Genomic DNA, 23,346 nt, shown 5'->3' with positions numbered 1-23,346 from the left:
CTTATGCCCTACATTTTTTAAAAGTACGTCCAGACTGCTTTGGCGAGTTCGCCATCAGGTCCATGGAAGTCAACTGAACGTGACACCCGGAGAGTCTTCAATGAGCAGTGTTGTTGCCATCGTCAAAAGCATTGTCGGTCAGGTTTTCGCGGTGTCCCCAGAGGGCGTGCGCCGCGTACTCGTTGAAGGCGATCGACTGCTTGTCGGCGATCAGGTAGACACCGGTGCCGCTGGCGCCGTCACGCTCGAACTGGCCGATGGCCGGACCCTGGACCTGGGCCGCGACACTCAATGGAGTGGCAGCGCTCCGGATTCCAGCACCGACCTGGCAGAAGCCACTGCACAAGCCGCGCCATCGGTTGAAGAACTGCAGCAGGCCATCGCTGCCGGCGCCGACCCGACCACAGACCTCGAAGCCACCGCAGCCGGCCCGACCGCTGCCGGTACAGGCGGCGCGGCCGGTGGCGGCCATAGCTTCGTGATGTTGGACGCCACCGCTGGCCGGGTAGACCCGACCATTGGTTTCCCGACCGCGGGCATCGGCGCTGCCGGAGCGACCACGCAGAACACCATCGGCGGCCAGACCACCAACAACGCCAACATCGTGCAGGCCTCGACCCTGAGCCTGAGCGCCACGCCCACCATCACCGAAGCCGGCGGCGTTCTGGTTTACACCGCGACCCTGACCCAGGCACCGACCAGCGACCTGACCATCACCCTGTCCAACGGCGCGGTGATCGTGATTCAGGCTGGCCAAACCACCGGCACCGTCAACGTACCGCTGGCGCCGAACGACACCGTCTATAACGACCCGACCCAGATCGACGTGACCGTCACCGGCACCACGGGCGGCGGCGGCATCATCGTGACCCCGCCAACCGTGCCGGCGACGACTCAAGTCACCGACACCATCGACACCACCACCGTCACCCTGACGGCGGGCGGCACCGTGACTGAAGGCGGGCAGATCACCTACACCGCGACCCTGACCAACCCGGCGCAGACGCCGGTTACCGTCACCCTGTCCAACGGCTCGACCATCACCATCGGCGCCGGCCAGACCACCGGCACCGTGAACGTTCCGACGCCCGCCAATGACGTCTACAACAATGGCAGCACTGTCAGCACCACGATCACCAGTGCAACCGGCGGTAACTTCGAACAGTTGTCTCCAAACCCAGCGCCAGCGGTCACGACTATTACCGATTCGGTGGACACCACCAACCTGACCCTCACGGCCACTGGCACCGTCGTCGAGGGCGGCGAGATCACCTACACCGCGACATTGACCAACCCGGCACAAACGCCGGTCACTGTGACCCTGTCCAACGGTTCGACCATCACTATTGGCGCCGGCCAGACCACCGGCAGCGTGAACGTTCCAACGCCAGCCAATGATGTCTACAACAATGGCAGCACCGTCAGCATCACCGTTACCGGCACTACCGGCGGGAATTTTGAGAACCTGGTGCCGAGCAACGTAGCGGCCGTCACCACCATCACCGACTCGATCGACACCACGACCGTAACGCTGACCGCGACCCCGAGTGTTGCGGAGAACGGCACGATCACCTACACCGCGACCCTGACCGATGCCAAAGGCAACCTCGTCACCGCGCACAACGAGCCCGTCACCGTCACCCTGAACAGCGGCAAGGTGATCACCATCGCCGTCGGCCAGAGCTCCGGGATCTTGGCCGTGGCGGCCGGCAACGACGTCTACAAAGGTCCAACCACCGTGGCCGAATCCATCAAGGATGCGGCCGGTGGCAACCTCGAAGCCGTTGCGCCGAACAAAACGCCGGTCACCACTACGGTGAATGACGTCAATGACACGACGACTGTGACGTTGACCGCCTCGCCGACCGTGAATGAAAACGGCACCATCACCTACACCGCGACCCTGACCGATGCCAAAGGCAACCTGGTCACCGCGCACAACGAACCCGTGACCGTGACGCTGAACAGCGGCAAGGTGATCACCATCGCTGTGGGCGAAAGCTCCGGCAGCCTGCCGGTCACGGCGGACAACGACGTCTACAAAGGTCCGACCACCGTTTCCGAATCGATCAAGGAAGCCTCGGGCGGGAATTTGGAAGCGGTAGCGCCGAACACTACGCCAGCCACGACCATCGTCAGCGACGTGAATGACGCGACGACCGTGACGTTGACCGCCTCGCCGACCGTGAATGAAAACGGCACCATCACCTACACCGCGACCCTGACCGATGCCAAAGGCAACCTGGTCACCGCGCACAACGAACCCGTGACCGTGACGCTGAACAGCGGCAAGGTGATCACCATCGCTGTGGGCGAAAGCTCCGGTAGCTTGCCGGTCACGGCGGACAATGACGTCTATAAAGGCCCGACCACCGTTTCCGAGTCGATCAAGGATGCCTCGGGCGGGAATTTGGAAGCCGTAGCGCCGAACACCACGCCAGCCACGACCATCGTCAGCGACGTCAATGACGCAACGACCGTGACGTTGACTGCCTCGCCGACGGTGAATGAAAACGGCACCATCACGTACACCGCGACCCTGACCGATGCCAAAGGCAACCTGGTCACTGCGCACAACGAGCCCGTCACCGTCACCCTGAACAGCGGCAAAGTGATCACCATCGCCGTCGGCGAAAGCTCCGGCAGCTTGCCAGTCACGGCAAGTAACGACGTCTACAAAGGCCCAACCACCGTTTCCGAGTCGATCAAGGATGCCTCGGGCGGGAATTTGGAAGCCGTCGCACCAAATACCACGCCTGCGACCACCATCGTCAGCGACGTGAATGACGCAACGACTGTGACGCTCACTGCCTCGCCGACCGTGAATGAAAACGGCACCATCACGTACACCGCGACCCTGACTGATGCCAAAGGCAACCTGGTCACTGCGCACAACGAGCCAGTCACCGTCACCCTGAACAGCGGCAAGGTCATCACCATCGCGGTGGGCGAAAGCTCCGGTAGCTTGCCGGTCACGGCGGACAATGACGTCTATAAAGGCCCGACCACCGTTTCCGAGTCGATCAAGGATGCCTCGGGCGGGAATTTGGAAGCCGTCGCACCAAATACCACGCCTGCGACCACCATCGTCAGCGACGTGAATGACGCAACGACCGTGACGTTGACCGCCTCACCGACCGTGAATGAAAACGGCACGATCACGTACACCGCGACCCTGACCGATGCCAAAGGCAACCTCGTCACCGCGCACAACGAGCCCGTCACCGTCACCCTGAACAGCGGCAAAGTGATCACCATCGCTGTGGGTGAAAGCTCCGGCAGCTTGCCGGTCACGGCGGACAACGACGTCTACAAAGGCCCGACCACCGTTTCCGAGTCGATCAAGGATGCCTCGGGCGGGAATTTGGAAGCCGTCGCACCAAATACCACGCCTGCGACCACCATCGTCAGCGACGTGAATGACGCAACGACCGTGACGTTGACCGCCTCGCCGACGGTGAATGAAAACGGCACCATCACCTACACCGCGACCCTGACCGACGCCAAAGGCAACCTGGTCACCGCGCACAACGAGCCCGTCACCGTCACCCTGAACAGCGGCAAGGTCATCACCATCGCTGTGGGTGAAAGCTCGGGTAGCCTGCCGGTCACGGCGGACAACGACGTCTACAAAGGCCCGACCACCGTTTCCGAGTCGATCAAGGATGCCTCGGGCGGGAATTTGGAAGCCGTCGCACCAAACACCACGCCAGCCACGACCATCGTAAGCGACGTGAATGACGCGACTACTGTGACGCTCACTGCCTCGCCGACTGTGAATGAAAACGGCACCATTACCTACACCGCGACCCTGACCGATGCCAAAGGCAACCTCGTCACTGCGCACAACGAACCCGTCACCGTGACGCTGAACAGCGGCAAGGTGATCACCATCGCGGTCGGTGAAAGCTCCGGTAGCCTGCCAGTCACGGCAAGTAACGACGTCTACAAAGGTCCAACTACCGTCTCCGAATCCATCAAGGAAGCGGCCGGTGGCAACCTCGAAGCCGTCGCACCAAACACCACGCCTGCGACCACCATCGTCAGCGATGTGAATGACGCGACGACTGTGACGCTGACCGCCTCGCCGACGGTGAATGAAAACGGCACGATCACCTACACCGCGACCCTGACCGATGCCAAAGGCAACCTGGTCACCGCGCACAACGAACCCGTGACCGTGACGCTGAACAGCGGCAAGGTGATCACCATCGCTGTGGGCGAAAGCTCCGGCAGCCTGCCGGTCACGGCGGACAACGACGTCTACAAAGGTCCGACCACCGTTTCCGAATCGATCAAGGAAGCGGCCGGTGGCAACCTCGAAGCCGTTGCGCCAAACACTACGCCAGCCACGACCATCGTCAGCGACGTGAATGACGCAACGACCGTGACGCTGACCGCCTCGCCGACGGTGAATGAAAACGGCACGATCACCTACACCGCGACCCTGACCGACGCCAAAGGCAACCTGGTCACCGCGCACAACGAGCCAGTCACCGTGACGCTGAACAGCGGCAAGGTGATCACCATCGCGGTCGGCGAAAGCTCCGGCAGCCTGCCGGTCACGGCGGACAACGACGTCTACAAAGGTCCGACCACCGTTTCCGAATCGATCAAGGAAGCGGCCGGTGGCAACCTCGAAGCCGTTGCGCCAAACACTACGCCAGCCACGACCATCGTCAGCGACGTGAATGACGCAACGACCGTGACGCTGACCGCCTCGCCGACGGTGAATGAAAACGGCACGATCACCTACACCGCGACCCTGACCGACGCCAAAGGCAACCTGGTCACCGCGCACAACGAGCCAGTCACCGTGACGCTGAACAGCGGCAAGGTGATCACCATCGCGGTCGGCGAAAGCTCCGGCAGCCTGCCGGTCACGGCGGACAACGACGTCTACAAAGGTCCAACCACCGTTTCCGAGTCGATCAAGGATGCCTCGGGCGGGAATTTGGAAGCGGTCGCGCCGAACACCACGCCAGCCACGACCATCGTCAGCGACGTCAATGACGCAACGACCGTGACGTTGACTGCCTCGCCGACGGTGAATGAAAACGGCACCATCACGTACACCGCGACCCTGACCGATGCCAAAGGCAACCTGGTCACTGCGCACAACGAGCCCGTCACCGTCACCCTGAACAGCGGCAAAGTGATCACCATCGCCGTCGGCGAAAGCTCCGGCAGCTTGCCAGTCACGGCAAGTAACGACGTCTACAAAGGCCCAACCACCGTTTCCGAGTCGATCAAGGATGCCTCGGGCGGGAATTTGGAAGCCGTCGCACCAAATACCACGCCTGCGACCACCATCGTCAGCGACGTGAATGACGCGACCACGGTAACCCTGACGGCGACCCCAGGCGTTGCCGAGAACGGCACCATCACGTACACCGCGACCCTGACCGATGCCAAAGGCAACCTGGTCACCGCGCACAACGAGCCCGTCACCGTCACCCTGAACAGCGGCAAGGTCATCACCATCGCTGTGGGTGAAAGCTCGGGTAGCCTGCCGGTCACGGCGGACAACGACGTCTACAAAGGCCCGACCACCGTTTCCGAGTCGATCAAGGATGCCTCGGGCGGGAATTTGGAAGCCGTCGCACCAAACACCACGCCAGCCACGACCATCGTAAGCGACGTGAATGACGCGACTACTGTGACGCTCACTGCCTCGCCGACTGTGAATGAAAACGGCACCATTACCTACACCGCGACCCTGACCGATGCCAAAGGCAACCTCGTCACTGCGCACAACGAACCCGTCACCGTGACGCTGAACAGCGGCAAGGTGATCACCATCGCGGTCGGTGAAAGCTCCGGTAGCTTGCCGGTCACGGCGGACAATGACGTCTACAAAGGCCCAACCACCGTTTCCGAGTCGATCAAGGATGCCTCGGGCGGGAATTTGGAAGCCGTAGCGCCGAACACTACGCCTGCGACCACCATCGTCAGCGACGTGAATGACGCAACGACCGTGACGTTGACCGCCTCACCGACCGTGAATGAAAACGGCACGATCACGTACACCGCGACCCTGACCGATGCCAAAGGCAACCTCGTCACCGCGCACAACGAGCCCGTCACCGTCACCCTGAACAGCGGCAAAGTCATCACCATCGCGGTGGGCGAAAGCTCCGGCAGCCTGCCGGTCACGGCGGACAACGACGTCTACAAAGGTCCGACCACCGTTTCCGAATCGATCAAGGAAGCGGCCGGTGGCAACCTCGAAGCCGTCGCACCAAACTCCACGCCTGCGACCACCATCGTCAGCGATGTGAATGACGCGACCACGGTAACCCTGACGGCGACCCCAGGCGTTGCCGAGAACGGCACCATCACCTACACCGCAACCCTGACCGACGCCAAAGGCAACCTGGTCACCGCGCACAACGAACCCGTGACCGTGACGCTGAACAGCGGCAAGGTCATCACCATCGCGGTCGGCGAAAGCTCGGGTAGCCTGCCGGTCACGGCGGACAATGACGTCTATAAAGGTCCGACCACTGTTTCCGAGTCGATCAAGGAAGCGGCCGGTGGCAACCTCGAAGCCGTTGCGCCAAACACCACGCCTGCGACCACCATCGTCAGCGACGTGAATGACGCCACCACGGTAACCCTGACCGCGACCCCAGGCGTTGCCGAGAACGGCACCATCACCTACACCGCGACCCTGACCGACGCCAAAGGCAATCTGGTCACTGCGCACAACGAGCCAGTCACCGTGACGCTGAACAGCGGCAAGGTGATCACCATCGCGGTGGGTGAAAGCTCCGGTAGCTTGCCAGTCACGGCAAGTAACGACGTCTACAAAGGTCCAACTACCGTCTCCGAATCCATCAAGGAAGCGGCCGGTGGCAACCTCGAAGCCGTTGCGCCGAACACTACGCCTGCAACCACCATCGTCAGCGACGTCAATGACGCAACGACCGTGACGTTGACCGCCTCGCCGACCGTGAATGAAAACGGCACCATCACGTACACCGCGACCCTGACCGATGCCAAAGGCAATCTCGTCACCGCGCACAACGAACCCGTGACCGTGACGCTGAACAGCGGCAAGGTGATCACCATCGCGGTCGGTGAAAGCTCCGGTAGCTTGCCGGTCACGGCGGACAACGACGCCTACAAAGGCCCAACCACCGTTTCCGAGTCGATCAAGGATGCCTCGGGCGGGAATTTGGAAGCCGTCGCACCAAACACCACGCCAGCCACGACCATCGTCAGCGACGTGAATGACGCGACGACCGTGACGCTCACTGCCTCGCCGACCGTGAATGAAAACGGCACCATTACGTACACCGCGACCCTGACCGACGCCAAAGGCAACCTGGTCACTGCGCACAACGAACCCGTGACCGTCACCCTGAACAGCGGCAAGGTGATCACCATCGCTGTGGGCGAAAGCTCCGGTAGCTTGCCGGTCACGGCGGACAATGACGTCTATAAAGGCCCGACCACCGTTTCCGAGTCGATCAAGGATGCCTCGGGCGGGAATTTGGAAGCCGTCGCACCAAACACCACGCCAGCCACGACCATCGTCAGCGACGTCAATGACGCGACGACCGTGACGTTGACTGCCTCGCCGACGGTGAATGAAAACGGCACGATCACCTACACCGCGACCCTGACCGATGCCAAAGGTAACCTGGTCACCGCGCACAACGACCCAGTGACCGTCACCCTGAACAGCGGCAAGGTGATCACCATCGCCGTCGGCCAGAGCTCCGGGATCTTGGCCGTGGCGGCCGGCAACGACGTCTACAAAGGTCCAACCACCGTGGCCGAATCCATCAAGGATGCGGCCGGTGGCAACCTCGAAGCCGTTGCGCCGAACAAAACGCCGGTCACCACTACGGTGAATGACGTCAATGACACGACGACCGTGACGCTCACTGCCTCGCCAACCGTGAATGAAAACGGCACCATCACCTACACCGCGACCCTGACCGATGCCAAAGGCAACCTCGTCACCGCGCACAACGACCCAGTGACCGTCACCCTGAACAGCGGCAAGGTGATCACCATCGCCGTCGGCCAGAGCTCCGGGATCTTGGCCGTGGCGGCCGGCAACGACGTCTACAAAGGTCCAACCACCGTGGCCGAATCCATCAAGGATGCGGCCGGTGGCAACCTCGAAGCCGTTGCGCCGAACAAAACGCCGGTCACCACTACGGTGAATGACGTCAATGACACGACGACCGTGACGCTCACTGCCTCGCCAACCGTGAATGAAAACGGCACCATCACCTACACCGCGACCCTGACCGATGCCAAAGGCAATCTGGTCGCCGCGCACAACGACCCAGTGACCGTCACCCTGAACAGCGGCAAGGTCATCACCATCGCCGTCGGCCAGAGCTCCGGGATCTTGGCCGTGGCGGCCGGCAACGACGTCTACAAAGGTCCAACCACCGTGGCCGAATCCATCAAGGATGCGGCCGGTGGCAACCTCGAAGCCGTTGCGCCGAACAAAACGCCGGTCACCACTACGGTGAATGACGTCAATGACACGACGACCGTGACGCTCACTGCCTCGCCAACCGTGAATGAAAACGGCACCATCACCTACACCGCGACCCTGACCGATGCCAAAGGCAATCTGGTCGCCGCGCACAACGACCCAGTGACCGTCACCCTGAACAGCGGCAAGGTCATCACCATCGCCGTCGGCCAGAGCTCCGGGATCTTGGCCGTGGCGGCCGGCAACGACGTCTACAAAGGTCCAACCACCGTGGCCGAATCCATCAAGGATGCGGCCGGTGGCAACCTCGAAGCCGTTGCGCCGAACAAAACGCCGGTCACCACTACGGTGAATGACGTCAATGACACGACGACTGTGACGTTGACCGCCTCGCCGACCGTGAATGAAAACGGCACCATCACCTACACCGCGACCCTGACCGATGCCAAAGGCAATCTGGTCACCGCGCACAACGACCCAGTGACCGTCACCCTGAACAGCGGCAAAGTGATCACCATCGCCGTCGGCCAGAGCTCCGGGATCTTGGCCGTGGCGGCCGGCAACGACGTCTACAAAGGTCCAACCACCGTGGCCGAATCCATCAAGGATGCGGCCGGTGGCAACCTCGAAGCCGTTGCGCCGAACAAAACGCCGGTCACCACTACGGTGAATGACGTCAATGACACGACTACCGTGACGTTGACCGCCTCACCGACGGTGAATGAAAACGGCACCATCACCTACACCGCGACCCTGACCGACGCCAAAGGCAACCTGGTCACCGCGCACAACGAGCCTGTGACCGTCACCCTGGACAGCGGCAAGGTGATCACCATCGCCGTCGGCCAGAGCTCCGGCAGCTTGCCAGTCATCGCGGGCAACGATTTCTACATCGGCGCACCGACTGTCACTGACTCGATCAAGAGCGCCAGCGGCGGTAACCTCGAAGCCATCGGCGCGAACAAGTCAGTCGTTTCGACCACTGTCACCGACACCATCGACAAGACCGAAGTCAGCATCACCGGCAGCACCTCGGTGACCGAAGGCCAGACCGCCAGCTACACCGTCAGCCTGACGCACCCGGCGCAAACCGACGTGACGCTGAAAATCGTCTACAGCGGCACCGCCGCCGACGGTTCGGACTTCACCGGTGTGTACACCGTGAAGATCCCGGCCGGCGCCAGCAGCGCCAGCTTCAACGTGGCGACCATTGACGACAAGATCACCGAAGGCACCGAAAACTTCGTGGTCAAGATCGACTCGGCCACCGGCGGCAACTTCGAGAACCTCGCAGTCAGCGCCACCAATGGCAGCGTCAGCACCTCGATCATCGACAACGATGCGCCGCCGGTCATCGACCTGGATGCCAACAACTCCAGCGGTGCCACTGGTGCCAACTACAACGTGACCTTCACCGAAAACACCCCGGGCGCGGGCGTGTCGATTGCCGACACCGACCTGAAAATCACCGACCCGGACAGCACGATGCTGACCGGCGCGACCGTGGTGCTGACCAACCGTCAGGACGGCGATGCGCTGAACCTGGGCAACAGCGTCAACGGCATCACCATCAATGCCAACAGCACCAACGGCACGGTGACGCTGACCCTGTCGGGCAATGCGACGCTGGCCGACTACATGCAGGCGATCAAGAACATCAGCTTCACCAACAACAGTGAAGACCCAAGCACCGTGCCGCGGATCATCACCGTGACCGTGACCGATGGCGGTAACTACTCGAACGTCGCAACCACCACCGTCAACGTGGTCGCTGTGAACGATGCGCCGACCGCTGCGCCAGTCAACGTCACCGGCACCGAAGACACCCCGCTGATCCTCGGCTGGTCGACCTTCGGCGTCAGTGATGTCGACAGCCCGGCCGCGAGCCTGGGGGTGAAAATCACCGGCCTGCCGGGCGAAGGCAAGTTGCAGTACCTGAATGGCTCGACCTGGACCGACGTCACCACCAACCAGACCTTCACCAAGGCTGACATTGACGCCGGCAAGCTGCGTTTCACTCCGGACGCTAACGAATCCGGGACCAACGGCTACGGCGGCACCGGCCTGGGTAACAATCAGGCGGACTACGCGCAGATCAAGTTCCAGCCAACCGACGGTCAATTGCTGGGCAACACCGGCACGATCAAAATCGACATCACGCCGGTCGCCGATGCACCGTCCCTGACCGTTGCGGACAATGGCGTCAAATCCACCGGGCTGATCAAAGAAGTCTGGACCGGTCTGTCGGGCCTGGGCACCGACGGCAGCGGCGCGCCGACTGGCACGCTCAAGTCGGTGATCGACGCGGCGGGTACACCGAACTCCAGCACCAACGTGACCAACGTGCAGTCCGACGGCAGTGTCGCAGCGGGTACGGCATCGAAAACTTCCGGCCTGATCTACCTCGAAGCCGGCAAGACCTACACCTTCAGCGGTTCTGGCGATGACAGCCTGCTGGTGACCATTGGCGGCAAGAACGTCGCGTCCGCCCTGTGGGGCGCGGGCGGCAGCTTGAGCGGTTCGTTCACCCCGACCGCCAGCGGCTACTACACCCTCGACATCTACCACCACAACCAGAGCGGCCCAGGCAGCTATGACGTCAACCTGTCGGTCAATGGCGCGACACCGGTCGATCTGAGCAGCGCGGGCGTGCCGTTGTACACCGGCGTGGCGGATCTGGCCGCGTCCGGCGTAACCGTCTCCGACCTGCATGGCACGGGCGGTGAGGGTTACTACGACGGCTACAAACTCAATACCGGTTTCGAAGGCACCAGCGTTCACCTGTCCGCGATAAAGACTGCACTGACCGACACCGACGGCTCCGAAAGCCTGAGCGTTAAAATCAGCGGCATCCCGGCAGGCTCGATCCTCACCGATGGCGCCGGCCACACCTTCACCGCCACCGCGACGGTCGGCGAAGCCAACGTCACCGGCTGGAACCTCGGCACCCTGACCGTGACCCCGCCGCCGTACTACAACGGCCAGTTCAACCTGACCGTGACCTCGACCTCCACCGAGGCCCTGGGCGGTTCGGCCATCAGCACGGCGCAGATCCCGGTCACCGTTTTCCCGGCGACGTACAACGCGATCACCGCCACCTCGGCCAGCGACACCGTCACCGGTACCGACGGCAACGACATCATCGTCGCCGACATCGGCGGCCTGACCGTGGTGCCGGGCACCAACTACAACATCGCCTTCATGGTCGACAGCTCCGGCAGCATGAGCGCGTCGTCGATCAACGCGGCCAAGGACTCGCTGACGTCGGTGTTCAACACCCTCAAGCAGAGCATGGGCGGCAACTCGGGCACCGTGAACATCTTCCTGGTGGACTTCGATACCCAGGTCAACAAGTCGGTGTCGGTCAACCTGAACGACCCGAACGCGCTGGCCTCGCTCAAGGCCGTCCTGAACTCGATGGCGTCGGGCGGCGGCACCAACTACGAGGACGTGTTCAAGACCACGGCCAACTGGTTCCAGAGCGCCGATGCAGTGGCCAACACCGGGGCGAAGAACCTCACGTATTTCATCACCGACGGCAAGCCGACCTACTACCAGAGCGGCGAGCAGACCAACCCGACGCTGTACAGCAACGTGAAACTCGACGACGTGGTGAAAACCAGCAACTACAAACCGGGCGACACGTTCTCCACGACCATCGACAGCTCGCACATCCTGAACATCAACAGTGCGGGCGTCGCGACGCTGAAAACCGCCAACTGGTGGGGTGGCTGGGACTCCAGCAACCTCGGCACCGTTCACGCCCAGGGCGATGGCACCTACGAGTTGTCGGCGCTGGCGGGCAGTGGCAGCAGCACCACCCAGACCACCATCGATAACGCCAGCAGCAGCTTCGCGTTGCTGGGCAACCTGTCGAACGTAGAAGCCATCGGCCTCAACAGTGGTGTCAGCCTCACCGACCTGAGACCGTACGACTCGGACAAAACGCCGCAAACCAACATCAACCCCAATGACTTGGCCAACTCGATCATCGGTCACACCGAAGCGACGCTGCCAGGTTCCGACACAGTCAGCGGCGGTGACGGTAACGACATCCTGTTCGGCGACCTGGTGAGCTTCAACGGCATCGCCGGCGAGGGCTACCAGGCCATGCAGGCGTTCGTCGCCCAGCAGACCGGCGTGGACGTCAGCAAAGTCACCACCAGCAACGTGCATCAGTTCGTGACCGAGCACTACACCACGTTCGACGTGTCCGGCGCCCACGACGGCAACGACACACTGCTGGGCGGCGCAGGCAATGACATCCTGTTCGGCTCGGGCGGTAACGACCTGCTCGATGGCGGCAAGGGCAATGACATCCTGCTCGGCGGCACCGGTAACGACACGCTGATCGGCGGTTCGGGCAACGACATCCTGATTGGCGGCTCGGGTGCCGACACCTTCGTGTGGAAGGCGGGCGACACCGGCAGCGACGTGATCAAGGACTTCAAGGCCAGCGAAGGTGATCGTATCGACCTGCGCGATCTGTTGCAGGGTGAAACCGGCAGCACCATCGACAACTTCCTGAAGATCTCCACCGTTGACGGCGTGTCGTCGTTGCAGGTCAGCTCGGCCGGCAAGTTCAACTCGGCGGATGCCGCGGCGGCGACGCCGGACGTGACGATCAAACTGGAAGGTAACAACTGGTCTACCGCCAACCTGCACTCGTTGATTGCCGGCAGCGATCCGACCATCAAAGTCGACCACAACAACAGCTGATCCAACGTAAAACGGCCGCCCTTATGGGGCGGCCGTCACGTTTGCGCCTATGTCACCGGTGACGATTTCGTCGCCGCACCGCATACTCGCCACCAGTTGGCCTATGCTGCTGACAGCATGACGCTGGTCCATTTCTGAGGGATGCTCAATGTTTTACGTGCAACGCGATGCGCAAGGCCAATTGGTGCGCGTGGAAGCCGCGGCCTACGCCGAGGCCACGGAAACACTGCCGGCCGACAATCACGAGATTCAGGCCTGGTACGCCAACGAAGTGATGGAAACCAGCCTCAAGCAGCTCAAGCAGAGCGACCTGGAAATGATCCGGGTACTCGACGACTTGATCCAGGTGCTGACCAGCAAAGGCGTGATCCGCGTCACCGACCTGCCGGCCGCCGCCCAGGCCAAGCTGATGGACCGGACCCAGGCCCGGGAAGCGTTGGGTGGGTTGAGCCATTTGATTGATGATGATGAGACGGGGTTGATCTAACCCCGGTCTTTTTAGATCGTTCCCACGCTCTGCGTGGGAATGCAGCCCGTGACGCTCTGCGTCACAACGGTGTCAGGCGCAATGCCGACAGTGAGGCTGGAACGCGGAGCGTCCCTGGAAGCATTCCCACGCAGAGCGCGGGAACGATCTTTGGATTACTTCCAGGGCTTGGGCTCACCAAACAACTGCCCCTGAACCCCATACAACCCCATCTCGCGAATCACCGACAGCTCCCCCTCTGTCTCGACCCGCTCGGCTATCAACGGCAAATCAATGCTGTGCGCCGCCCGCTGGATCGCCTCGATGAACAGACGCTTGTCACTTTCCTGGTCAATCGCCCGGATGTAGCTGCCATCGATCTTCAGATACGCCAACCCCAGCCGTGCCAGGTTGCCGATCATGCTGAACCGCCCACCAAACCGTTGCAGGCTCAGGGAGAAGCCCAGCTCGCGCAGACGCCGGGTCAGTTGTTCCAGCACCGCTTGTTCGGGCAATTGCTCTTCGCCGATTTCCAGGGTCAGGCGCTCACCCTGGTTCGAGTGCTGACGCAAGATCTCGAAGACTCGATTCAACGCCTGCGGATCCGCCAGGGTCGCCGACGACAGGTTCAGCGCCAGGGACTCTTCATGCCCTGCCATTTGCTCCAGCACCAATTCCAGCATCAGCCGATCCAGCCGCGCGGTCCAGCCAAAGCGCTCCAGCCACGGCAGAAAGCGTCCGGCGGGGATGGTCTGACCCTGATCATCAATCAAGCGCGACAACACCTTGTAATGCAGCACCAGTGTGGTGTCTTGTGCCGCCACCACCGGTTGGAAGTACAACTCGAAGCGCTGCTGATTCAGCGCCACATCCAGCAAATTGTGCCAGGCATGATGGTCGTCGCCGACACTGGCCGAGGCGCTGTGGTCCAGGCACGCCCAGCTCGATTCGCCCTGGCCTTCGGCCTGCGCCAACGCCTGATCCGCCAGGCCGAGCACCGCTTGCGGCGAGTCGCCATGAACAAACGGCGCCAACCCGATGGACGCCACCGACGCCACATCGGTGGCACCGGTCGCGTGCAAACTGGCCAATGCACTGTCGAGGTTCTGTGCCAGTTGCAGCGCTTCTTCGCGCACCAGGCCCGGCGCCAGCACGGCAAATTCGCCGCCGCGAATCCGCGTCACGAGGTTCTGGGTTTCCGGGTATTTGGCGCACTCGCGGGATAATTGCTCGCCCACCGCTTTCAATAAATCATCGGTGCGTTGACCGCCCAGGCGCTGGTTCAAACCGGCCAGGTCCTTGACTCGCAACAGCAACAGATAACCGGAACTGGCCTGCTCCGGGTTGCTCACCCGGGCGTTCAATTGCATTTCGAAATAGCGCCGGTTGGCGAGGCCGGTGAGGTTGTCCTGATACGACTCGACCCGCAGTTTTTCGCTGCGCTCGGCCTGCTCCTGGAACAGCGCCTTGAGCTTCTCGACCATCTGGTTCATCGCCTGCACTACCCGGCGCAGTTCCGGGGTGCGCGGCAGTTCCGGCAGGCTGAGGAACTCGCGACGGGCGATGGCGTGGGATTGCTGGACCATGTAGTCCAGCGGTTTCAATTGCCGACGCAACAGCAGCGCGCCCAACACCGCACTCACCGCGCCGCAGATCAGCAACCAGCCGAGACTACCGAGCGCGCTCTGCCACAACTTGGCCAGGGCGAACATCGGGTGGCTGACCACCTCGACCCGCGCCGCTTGTTCCCAACCCCGGCTGACCAGTGCATCACCACCGGCCGGCTCCAGGCCGATCATTTTGACGAACCAGTCCGGCACGTTGTTCACCGCCGGAATGCCGCTGCGCTCGACGATGGTTTGATCCGTCTTGAGGTCGACCACGCGGATGCTCGCGTAGTAGCCGCTGTCGAAGATCGAACTGACCAGCAACTCGACCATCGCCGGGTCATCAATATTGGGCGTCAGGGACAATGCGAGCGCCGTGGCGGCGTCCTGGGCGTGGGAGCGCAACTGGTTGACGTACTGGGTGCGCGAGCTCTCCAGGCTGACCATGAAGCTGCCAGTGAAGGCGACCACAAGGAACAGGCAGATAGCGATCAACAGCTGTTTGAACAAAGACATCTGAGCGCGTGCTCCTAGTTAGTCGTCTCGACCGGAAATCCTTCGGCCTGCATTTTCTTCAACACATCCTGCCAACGGGACAGGCGCTTGGTGTCGCCGACTTTCTTGTTGCCCTTGGCACCGGGCAAGTACAAGCCTTCAGCATTGAAAGAGTAGACCGGCAGCAAATCGGTTCGTTGGCTGGCGGGTTTGATCTCGTTGATCAGACTGTCGAGCACCAGCGGCATCGCCTCGGGCGTCGAATAGTAGGTCAATACCATGTGCGCCCGATTCAGGCGCAACGCCTTGACGTAGGTGATGCGCAGTTTGTCACTGGACACCCCGAGATGGCGCAGGCTGAAGTATTTGGCGATGGCGTAGTCTTCGCAGTCGCCGGCGCCTTTCCACAAGGCTTCGATCGGGGTTTCCCAATAGTCGACTTCGTGCCACAGGTCGATGTCTTCTTCGTAGCGCATCTGTTTGTTGAAGAACTGGTTCACCACGCTGAGCTTTTCCATCTCGCCGACCTGCTTCTGGGTCGCCAGCAAACGCTGCCAGGCATCGATGCGTTGCTGCCCCTCGCCCAACGGCCCGTAAATGGCCTGGGCGCGACGGCTGATCAGGGAAAAATCCCAGTCGGCATGCAACCCGCCCAGCATGACGCCGGCCAGCAGCAGCGCGCAGCACAGCCAGCGCATCATCCGAGGGATCGCGAAACGTACCGCCAATGCAAGGCATCCAGGGTAGGCAGGTGGGAATCGGTTGATGGTGAAGGTTAGCTCGATAAAAGACAATGGCACGGTGCAATCACTGTTGCCACGCTAGACTTGATATGTGGCTGATCATAAAAAGATTGCCGCGCAAGACAGATCCTACAAAGTGACGGGCGTGAGGTATTGTTGCAGCGTTCTTTTACAAGGTTTGACAACGTGTATAACAGTCACTAGTGTCCATTGGATCCAATAACAACTTCAGTCATTCAGGGTGCGTAGTAGTGACACAGAAGCCCAATCCGTTAAACAGCATCAAGGTCAACGGGCCGATACCCGCTCATCTGGCGCGTTCGGTTATTGAAGAAACCCTGCGCTCGGCCATTCTCGACGGGCGCATCCCGTGCGGTACCGCCCTGCGCCAGCAAGACCTGGCCGACCTGTTCGGTGTCAGCCGCATGCCGGTGCGCGAAGCGTTGCGCCAGCTCGAGGCGCAAGCGTTGCTCAATGTGGTCGCCCACAAAGGCGCCGTGGTCGCCGCGCTGGTTCAGGGCGACGCCGCTGAAACCTATGAACTGCGCATCCTGCTTGAATCCGAAGCACTGCGCCGCTCGATTCCCTTGCTTGAAGCCGCCGATTTCGAACTGGCTGCCCGCTACATCGACGAATTGGAAACCGAGCACAACTACACCGAGCTCGGTCGGCTCAATCGGCTGTTTCACATGACCTTGTACAACAAGGCACCCAATCGCCGGTTATTGCGCCTGGTGGAAGACGGGTTGAACGAAGAAGAGCGCTTCCTGCGCTTCAACCTCGAAGCGATGGGCCTGGGCAAGCTGTCCCAGGAAGATCACCGGGACCTGCTGCGAGCCGTCGAAGACCGGGACACCGAACGCGCGGTAAAACTGCTGGAGCATCACCTCAATCGCGGTGTCGAGGTCATCACCCAATACCTCGCCAGCTCTGTCGCCCAGAAAAAACCTTGAAGTAGTACGACACCCCGCGCGCGGGCGAGCCATTGCGCTCGCCTTGCCTGGCTGATACCCGTCCTGGGTGACTCGGCGAATAACTTTCTTACAAATCCCCTGTTCACTTATCTCTGATCGCCCGTGCGATGCCGTTCCTGCCAGTCCTGAGTCCCGCCTGCAACGCCCCCTTCCAGCTCGATAAATGCAGTCATCGAATGACGCACCAACGATAGCGGCTGCCGCCATTTACGCTCACTCTTGGGCCTGCCAACCCAACAATGACGGATGACGCGCCGCAGCCACGGCGCAGTCAACGCACCAAGAACCTACGGAAGGAGTCTTGCCACGGGAAAGGAAGTCAACGGCGTACTCCCGGCCAACTTCCATCCCCTCAGATCACACCAACGATTGCAGTTTTAAAGTTGCTCTGAGTGAGGCATTCACTCTCTTATTCGATTCTGACTTATATAAGCCGGAAGGAGCAACTTCATCCAAATAAAACTTGAGCCAGAAGTTTTATCGGAACTTTTCGCGCCCGCGAAAGTTGAACTTTCAAATAATATAAAAATAACTTGCCGGGAACTTTATTGATGTATTAGTTTTTCTCCGCCGACATTGGATCCAGGCGCAAGCCAGATCCCACAAGGCCCGCAAAGACTGTTTCATTACTTAAACACATCAATTCGATTGAGGCCCGCGCTCGCCAACAGAAAACATTAACCCACTGTCGCTTATTGATTACGTCCCACTTTGGTATTCCCACTAACTTATAGGCTCGCCCATGAAACCGACTAAAGACCGTCTCAATCAAAAGAAAGCAGAACTTAGCGCCCACCCGATTTTTGGCGAAATACATTCGCTTTCCATCCTGCAGCGCTTTATGGAAACCCACGTCTTTGCGGTCTGGGATTTCATGTCGCTGACCAAGCGCCTGCAACAGGAACTGACCTGCGTTCAACTGCCCTGGCTGCCGCCGCGAGATCCGCAGGCAGCGCGACTGATCAACGAGATTGTGCTCGGCGAAGAGTCCGATGATCGTCCCGCCAATGGTCACTACAGCCATTTCGAGTTGTACCTGGATGCGATGCGCGAAGTCGGTGCAAGTACCGCGGCGGTGGAACGTTTCGTGGCGCTGCAGAAGGAAGGCGTGAGCTACGACGTGGCCCTGCAAAGCGTGGACGTCGACCCCGCCGCCGCACAGTTTGTGCGCGACACCTTGCACACCGCGCTGCATGCCCCCGGCCATAGTGTGGCTGCCGCGTTTTTGCATGGTCGCGAGAGTGTGATCCCGCAGATGTTCCAGCGGATTCTCGACGACTGGGGCATTGGCATCGAACAGGCGCCGACCTTCCGTTACTACCTGGAACGCCACATCGAAGTCGACTCCGAAGACCACGGCCCCGCAGCGGAAAAACTCCTCGCCCGGCTGATCGATGGCGACCCGCAACGCCAGGAAGACGTGTACGCCAGCGCCATCGCCGCCGTGGAAAGCCGCATCGCCCTGTGGGATGGCTTGCGCGTCAGCATGAGTGAATCCGTCGGTGAGGTGAGCGCATGAACGCTGCCGACTACCAATCCTTCGCCGACGCCTGGGAAAGCCGCGCCACCATCCGCACCCGCCCTCGGCGCGTGCTGGAGAACGACACCAGGCTGATCTATCCGTTGAGCCGCCAACCCTTGGTGTTGAGCGAAACCTTCCTGCGCGAATGCCCGGACCAACGGGACTTCGCCCTGGTGCAGACGCTCTACAAGTTCATCAACGACGTGGTGATTTTCGAAACCGAGATCGTCGACAAGACTGCCCGCAGCATCGCCAAGAATCGCTTCACCGTGGCCTTCCCGTTCGCCTGCCGCTACGACGCCATGACTGTGGTGATAGACGAGGATTACCACGCGTTGGTGGCGATGGATTTCATGCAGCAAACCGTGGCGATGACCGGCATCACGCCGATCGAATTGCCGGATGAAATCGAGCTGAGCCGGGCGATTCCGGCCGCGGTGGCGCTGGCCCCGGAACACCTGCGCAGCGCCGTGGAACTGATCTGCGTGGCCATCGCCGAAAACACCGTGACGGGTGACGTGGCGGCGTTCGCCAAGGACGACACGGTCAAGCAGTCGATCAAGGGGCTGATGGCCGATCACTTGCTGGACGAGGGTCGCCACTCGAGTTTTTGGGCGCGTCTGGTGCGCATCTACTGGCACACCGCGAACGAAGCCGACCGCCAGTGCATCGCCCGGATCCTGCCGGTGTTCATCGGCCATTACCTGACCAACGACCTTCAGAAGTCCTTCGACTTTCGCCTGATCGAGTCCTTGCAGATCAGTGACACCGCGCGCCGGGCACTCAAGAGCGAAGTCTCGGGGCTGGCCTTCCCGATCAATCGCCATCACCCGCTGGTCGCCAACATCGTGCGGTTCTTCCGCAGCAGTTCGCTGCTCGATTCGCCGTGCGTTCAAGAAGCCTTGAGCGACTACCTGGTTTAACGAGGAGAACATCATGAGACGTCTCGACATTGTGCTTATAGGGCAGAGCCAGGCCTTGACCGACCTGGCGCTGGAGCTCGAACAACATGGACATTCACTGGTACGCCTGACGGATGTCGGCGAGCCAGGGTTGGGCAGCGTCGATTTGGTGATCGACGATGCCAGCCTGGCCTTTCCCGACTTCGGTGATGTGCCGCGATTGACGTTGCAGTTGGGTGTTGGTGAGGCTTCGGGCCTGCCAACTCTGGACCTGCTGTGCACCTACGGCAGGACGCTGTTCACACGCGTACCGATTGCCGAGGAACCTTCCGGTAACGGACAGGCGTTGCGCTTGCGTGCGGTGGCGGATCTGGTGGACCACGTGGCACTGCTGGTCAGCCGTTTTTCCCGGGATACCGAGTATTTTCAATTCGCCGAAACGACGGCGCCCGCGCACTTCGAACGCGTGGAAAACCTGCTGTTTCTGGAGCACTTGGCCTTCGTCCACCAACTCAATCTCACGGCGAATCCCGAGCTGCTGCAACTGGGCCAGATCCCGATGATCGAGCGGCTTGAACAGCGCTTTATCCACTGCGCCGAACGCCCCGCGCTGAACATCGCCGGCACCTCGCTCAGCTATCGTCAATTGCATGCCCATAGCCGTGCGATCCAGCAGCGTTTGCAGCCGTTGCTCGATCAACATCAAGGGTCGTTGGTGGTGGGTATCTGCCTGCCGAAAAGCAGCGCGTTGTACGCGGGGATCCTGGCGATTCTGGGCAGCGGTGCGGTGTACCTGCCGCTGGAGCCGAGCCATCCGCTGCAACGTCAGCAATACATCCTGGAAAACGCCGGGGCGGTGTTGCTGTTGCATGATGGCGAGCATCCCCTGGCGGGTCAGGTTCCGGGCCTGGACATCAGCCGTATCGACATCGCTGACGCGGATCTCGATCAACCGTTGATGCGTCGACGCCCCGTCCTCGATGCGCCCTGCATGGCGCTTTACACCTCGGGCACCACCGGGCACCCGAAAGGCGTGTTGCTCAGCCAGGCCAATCTCGCGCACTTCACCGCGTGGTACGCCGACTACGTACAGCTGACGGAACAGAGTCGAGTGCTGCAGTTCTCGTCGCTGAGTTTCGACTCGTCGCTGATCGATATTTTCCCGACGCTGCTGCAGGGCGCCGAGCTGATCGTGCCCAGCGATGATCAACGCCGTGATCCGTTGCAACTGGTTGAACTGATCCGTCATCAGCAACTGAGCCACGCCTTCCTGCCGCCGGCGCTGTTGAGCATTCTGCCGCTGGATCAGTTGCAGGTGCTGGATCATGTCATGACGGGCGGCGACGTCTGCGAACCCTACGTCATCGAGCAACTGACCCGCCAGGGCAACCTCTACAACCTCTACGGCCCGACCGAAGCCACGGTGCTGATCACCGCGCGGCAACTACGGCCCGGCGACAACAACCGCACCCTCGGCGGCCCGATTGCCAACAGTCAGGTGCTGATTCTCGATGAGGATTTTCAACCCGTCGCCGAACAGACCGTCGGTGAGTTGTACATCGTCGGCCCGGGCGTGTGCCTGGGTTACCTGAACAACCCGCAGCAGACCGCCGAACGTTATCTGGACCTGAGCCTGCCGACCGGTGAAAGCCTGCGCGCCTACCGCACCGGCGACATGGCGAAGTGGACGGGCGACGGTATCGAGCTGTGTGGGCGGCGGGACAATCAGGTGAAGATCCGCGGCTTCCGGGTCGAGCCGGAAGAGATCGAACGCTGCCTGCGCGACAGTCACCTGTACCGGCAGGTGGCGGTGGTCATCGACAGCCAGCGGCGGATCCTGGCGTTCCTCGCCCAGCCCCAGGAGGACCAGCCCGGCGTCGCGCGCGAAGCGTTGAAGGCCCACGCCGTGCAGTTCCTGCCGGACTACATGCAACCGGTTGCCTGGACCGAACTGGCGAGCATGCCATTCGCCAGCAACGGCAAGGTTGATCGCAAGGCGCTGCTGGCGCTGCCGGTGACCGTGTTGGAGAACAGTGCGCGTCGGTTGCCGGCCAGTGCCGATGAAGCGTTGCTGCTGGAGATCTGGGCCGAGTTGCTGGAGCTGCCGGCCAGCGACATATCCACCGACGAAAGTTTCTTCAATCTCGGCGGCCACTCGATCCTGCTGTCGCGCATGTTGCTGCGTTTGCGTGAGGAGTTCGGGCGCAGCATTTCGATCAACCGCTTTATCGAGTTGCCGACGATTGCGAAGTTGGCGACGTTGGTGCGCGGCTCGGGCACCGAAGAAGTGTTGAGCGAACAAGCGATGGCCGACGCCTTCCGCGAGCTGGATATCCAGCCGTTGCCGGTCAGCCGCATGGGCGATGTGCATAAGGTGATCGTCACCGGCGCCAACAGTTTTGTCGGCGTGCACATCGTCGAGGCGTTGCTGGCCTGGGGCGCCACTGAAGTCGCCTGCCTGGTGCGCGATGGCGGCGGGCAATCGGCGGCCGAGCGCTTCGCCCAAGCATTGCGCGAGAACCGGTTGAAGCATCTGGACCTGCATCGGGTGCGGGTTTACGCGGCGGACATCACGCGTCCGTTGCTGGGGCTTGCGCAGGACGTCTACGAGCGCCTGGATCGAGAGTTCGGCGCACTGGTGCACAACGCGGCCAACGTCAATCACGTGCTCGATTACGAGTCGCTGGCGCGGGACAACGTCGAGCCGATTTTCGAGTGCCTGCGTTTGTGTGAAGGGCGCAGCAAGAAGATCTTCAACTTCGTCTCGACGCTCTCGGCCTCCAGCACGATTTCTGACGATGGCCGGGTGCTGGAACTGCCCGCCGCACAGACGCCACCGATCTACATCAAGAACGGCTACAACCTGTCGAAATGGGTGGGCGAGCGGATCCTGGAGCGGGCGCGCGAGCGGGGGGTGCGGGTCAACCTGTATCGCCCCGGCAACATCAGTTTCAACAGCCTTACCGGCGTCTGCCAACCGCACAAGAATCGCTTGATGCTGATGCTCAAGGGTTCGATCCAGCTCGGCCAGGTGCCGGAGTTCTCCCTGAACTTCGACCTGATGCCGGTGGACTTCCTCGCTCGCTTCATCGCCTTCCATGCCAGCCGTTATCAGCCGGAACACGCGGTGTTCAACCTGCACAACCCCGAACCGCTGAGCTGGGATGCCTACGTGGATTCGTTTCGCGAGGCCGGTCGGGAGTTCTCGATGGTCAGCGTCGCCGACTGGCAGCAGCAACTGGGCCGAGTGGATAGCGAAAACGCGCTGTTCGGCGTGTTGGGGTTCTACCTCAACGGCTTTGAAGAAGACATCGGCGACATCTCGATGATCGGCCACGACAACGCTCAGGCCGGTGTCCGGCAGATGGGCGCGCACTACCCGCAAAAGTCCCCGGCGCTGCTGCGTCGCGGCTGCGACTACCTCAAAGAAATCAACTTCATCTGAACCACCCCA

At 61.4% G+C, this 23,346-nt stretch carries 8 protein-coding genes; 6 read left to right on the top strand and 2 right to left on the bottom strand.

What is annotated here, in order from left to right:
- The first annotated feature begins 100 nt into the window (after nt 1-100).
- Entirely contained in the window at nt 101-13,183 is a 13,083-nt protein-coding gene (locus ACY4LX_RS01825; protein ID WP_463259010.1) for a retention module-containing protein, read from the top strand.
- 148 nt (nt 13,184-13,331) lie between these two features.
- Nucleotides 13,332-13,670: a hypothetical protein gene (locus ACY4LX_RS01820; protein ID WP_054050336.1), complete on the top strand. Its 339-nt coding sequence runs from the start codon at nt 13,332-13,334 to the stop codon at nt 13,668-13,670.
- A 155-nt stretch (nt 13,671-13,825) separates the two neighbouring features.
- Here the strand turns inward: ACY4LX_RS01820 and lapD are convergent, their stop codons facing one another.
- A complete protein-coding gene (gene lapD, locus ACY4LX_RS01815) occupies nt 13,826-15,772 on the bottom strand; it encodes a cyclic di-GMP receptor LapD (RefSeq protein WP_149661515.1) in 1,947 nt (648 codons plus the stop codon).
- Between the two features lie 14 nt (nt 15,773-15,786).
- Complete coding sequence (gene lapG, locus ACY4LX_RS01810) at nt 15,787-16,479, bottom strand: cysteine protease LapG (RefSeq protein ID WP_463259009.1); 693 nt, start codon at nt 16,477-16,479, stop codon at nt 15,787-15,789.
- A gap of 266 nt (nt 16,480-16,745) precedes the next feature.
- On the opposite strand from lapG, the gene ACY4LX_RS01805 reads away from it, so the two are divergent.
- The 4 genes from ACY4LX_RS01805 to ACY4LX_RS01790 all read left to right on the top strand — a co-directional run bounded on the left by ACY4LX_RS01805 (nt 16,746) and on the right by ACY4LX_RS01790 (nt 23,337).
- Nucleotides 16,746-17,447 carry a GntR family transcriptional regulator gene (locus tag ACY4LX_RS01805; protein WP_149661513.1) on the top strand — a complete coding sequence of 234 codons (702 nt, stop codon included), beginning with the start codon at nt 16,746-16,748 and terminating at the stop codon, nt 17,445-17,447.
- Nucleotides 17,448-18,210: 763 nt separating this feature from the next.
- Nucleotides 18,211-18,987 carry a DUF3050 domain-containing protein gene (locus tag ACY4LX_RS01800; RefSeq protein WP_149661512.1) on the top strand — a complete coding sequence of 259 codons (777 nt, stop codon included), beginning with the start codon at nt 18,211-18,213 and terminating at the stop codon, nt 18,985-18,987.
- A complete protein-coding gene (locus ACY4LX_RS01795) occupies nt 18,984-19,913 on the top strand; it encodes a diiron oxygenase (protein ID WP_463259008.1) in 930 nt (309 codons plus the stop codon). The genes ACY4LX_RS01800 and ACY4LX_RS01795 overlap by 4 nt, the downstream gene beginning before the upstream one ends.
- Before the next feature lie 13 nt (nt 19,914-19,926).
- Nucleotides 19,927-23,337 carry an amino acid adenylation domain-containing protein gene (locus tag ACY4LX_RS01790; protein ID WP_463259007.1) on the top strand — a complete coding sequence of 1,137 codons (3,411 nt, stop codon included), beginning with the start codon at nt 19,927-19,929 and terminating at the stop codon, nt 23,335-23,337.
- Nucleotides 23,338-23,346 lie beyond the last annotated feature (9 nt).

It is taken from the genome of Pseudomonas sp. Emmai (assembly GCF_055179735.1).
Note: the sequence above shows the minus strand (reverse complement) of the source record. Positions and strands in the feature narration are given on the sequence as shown.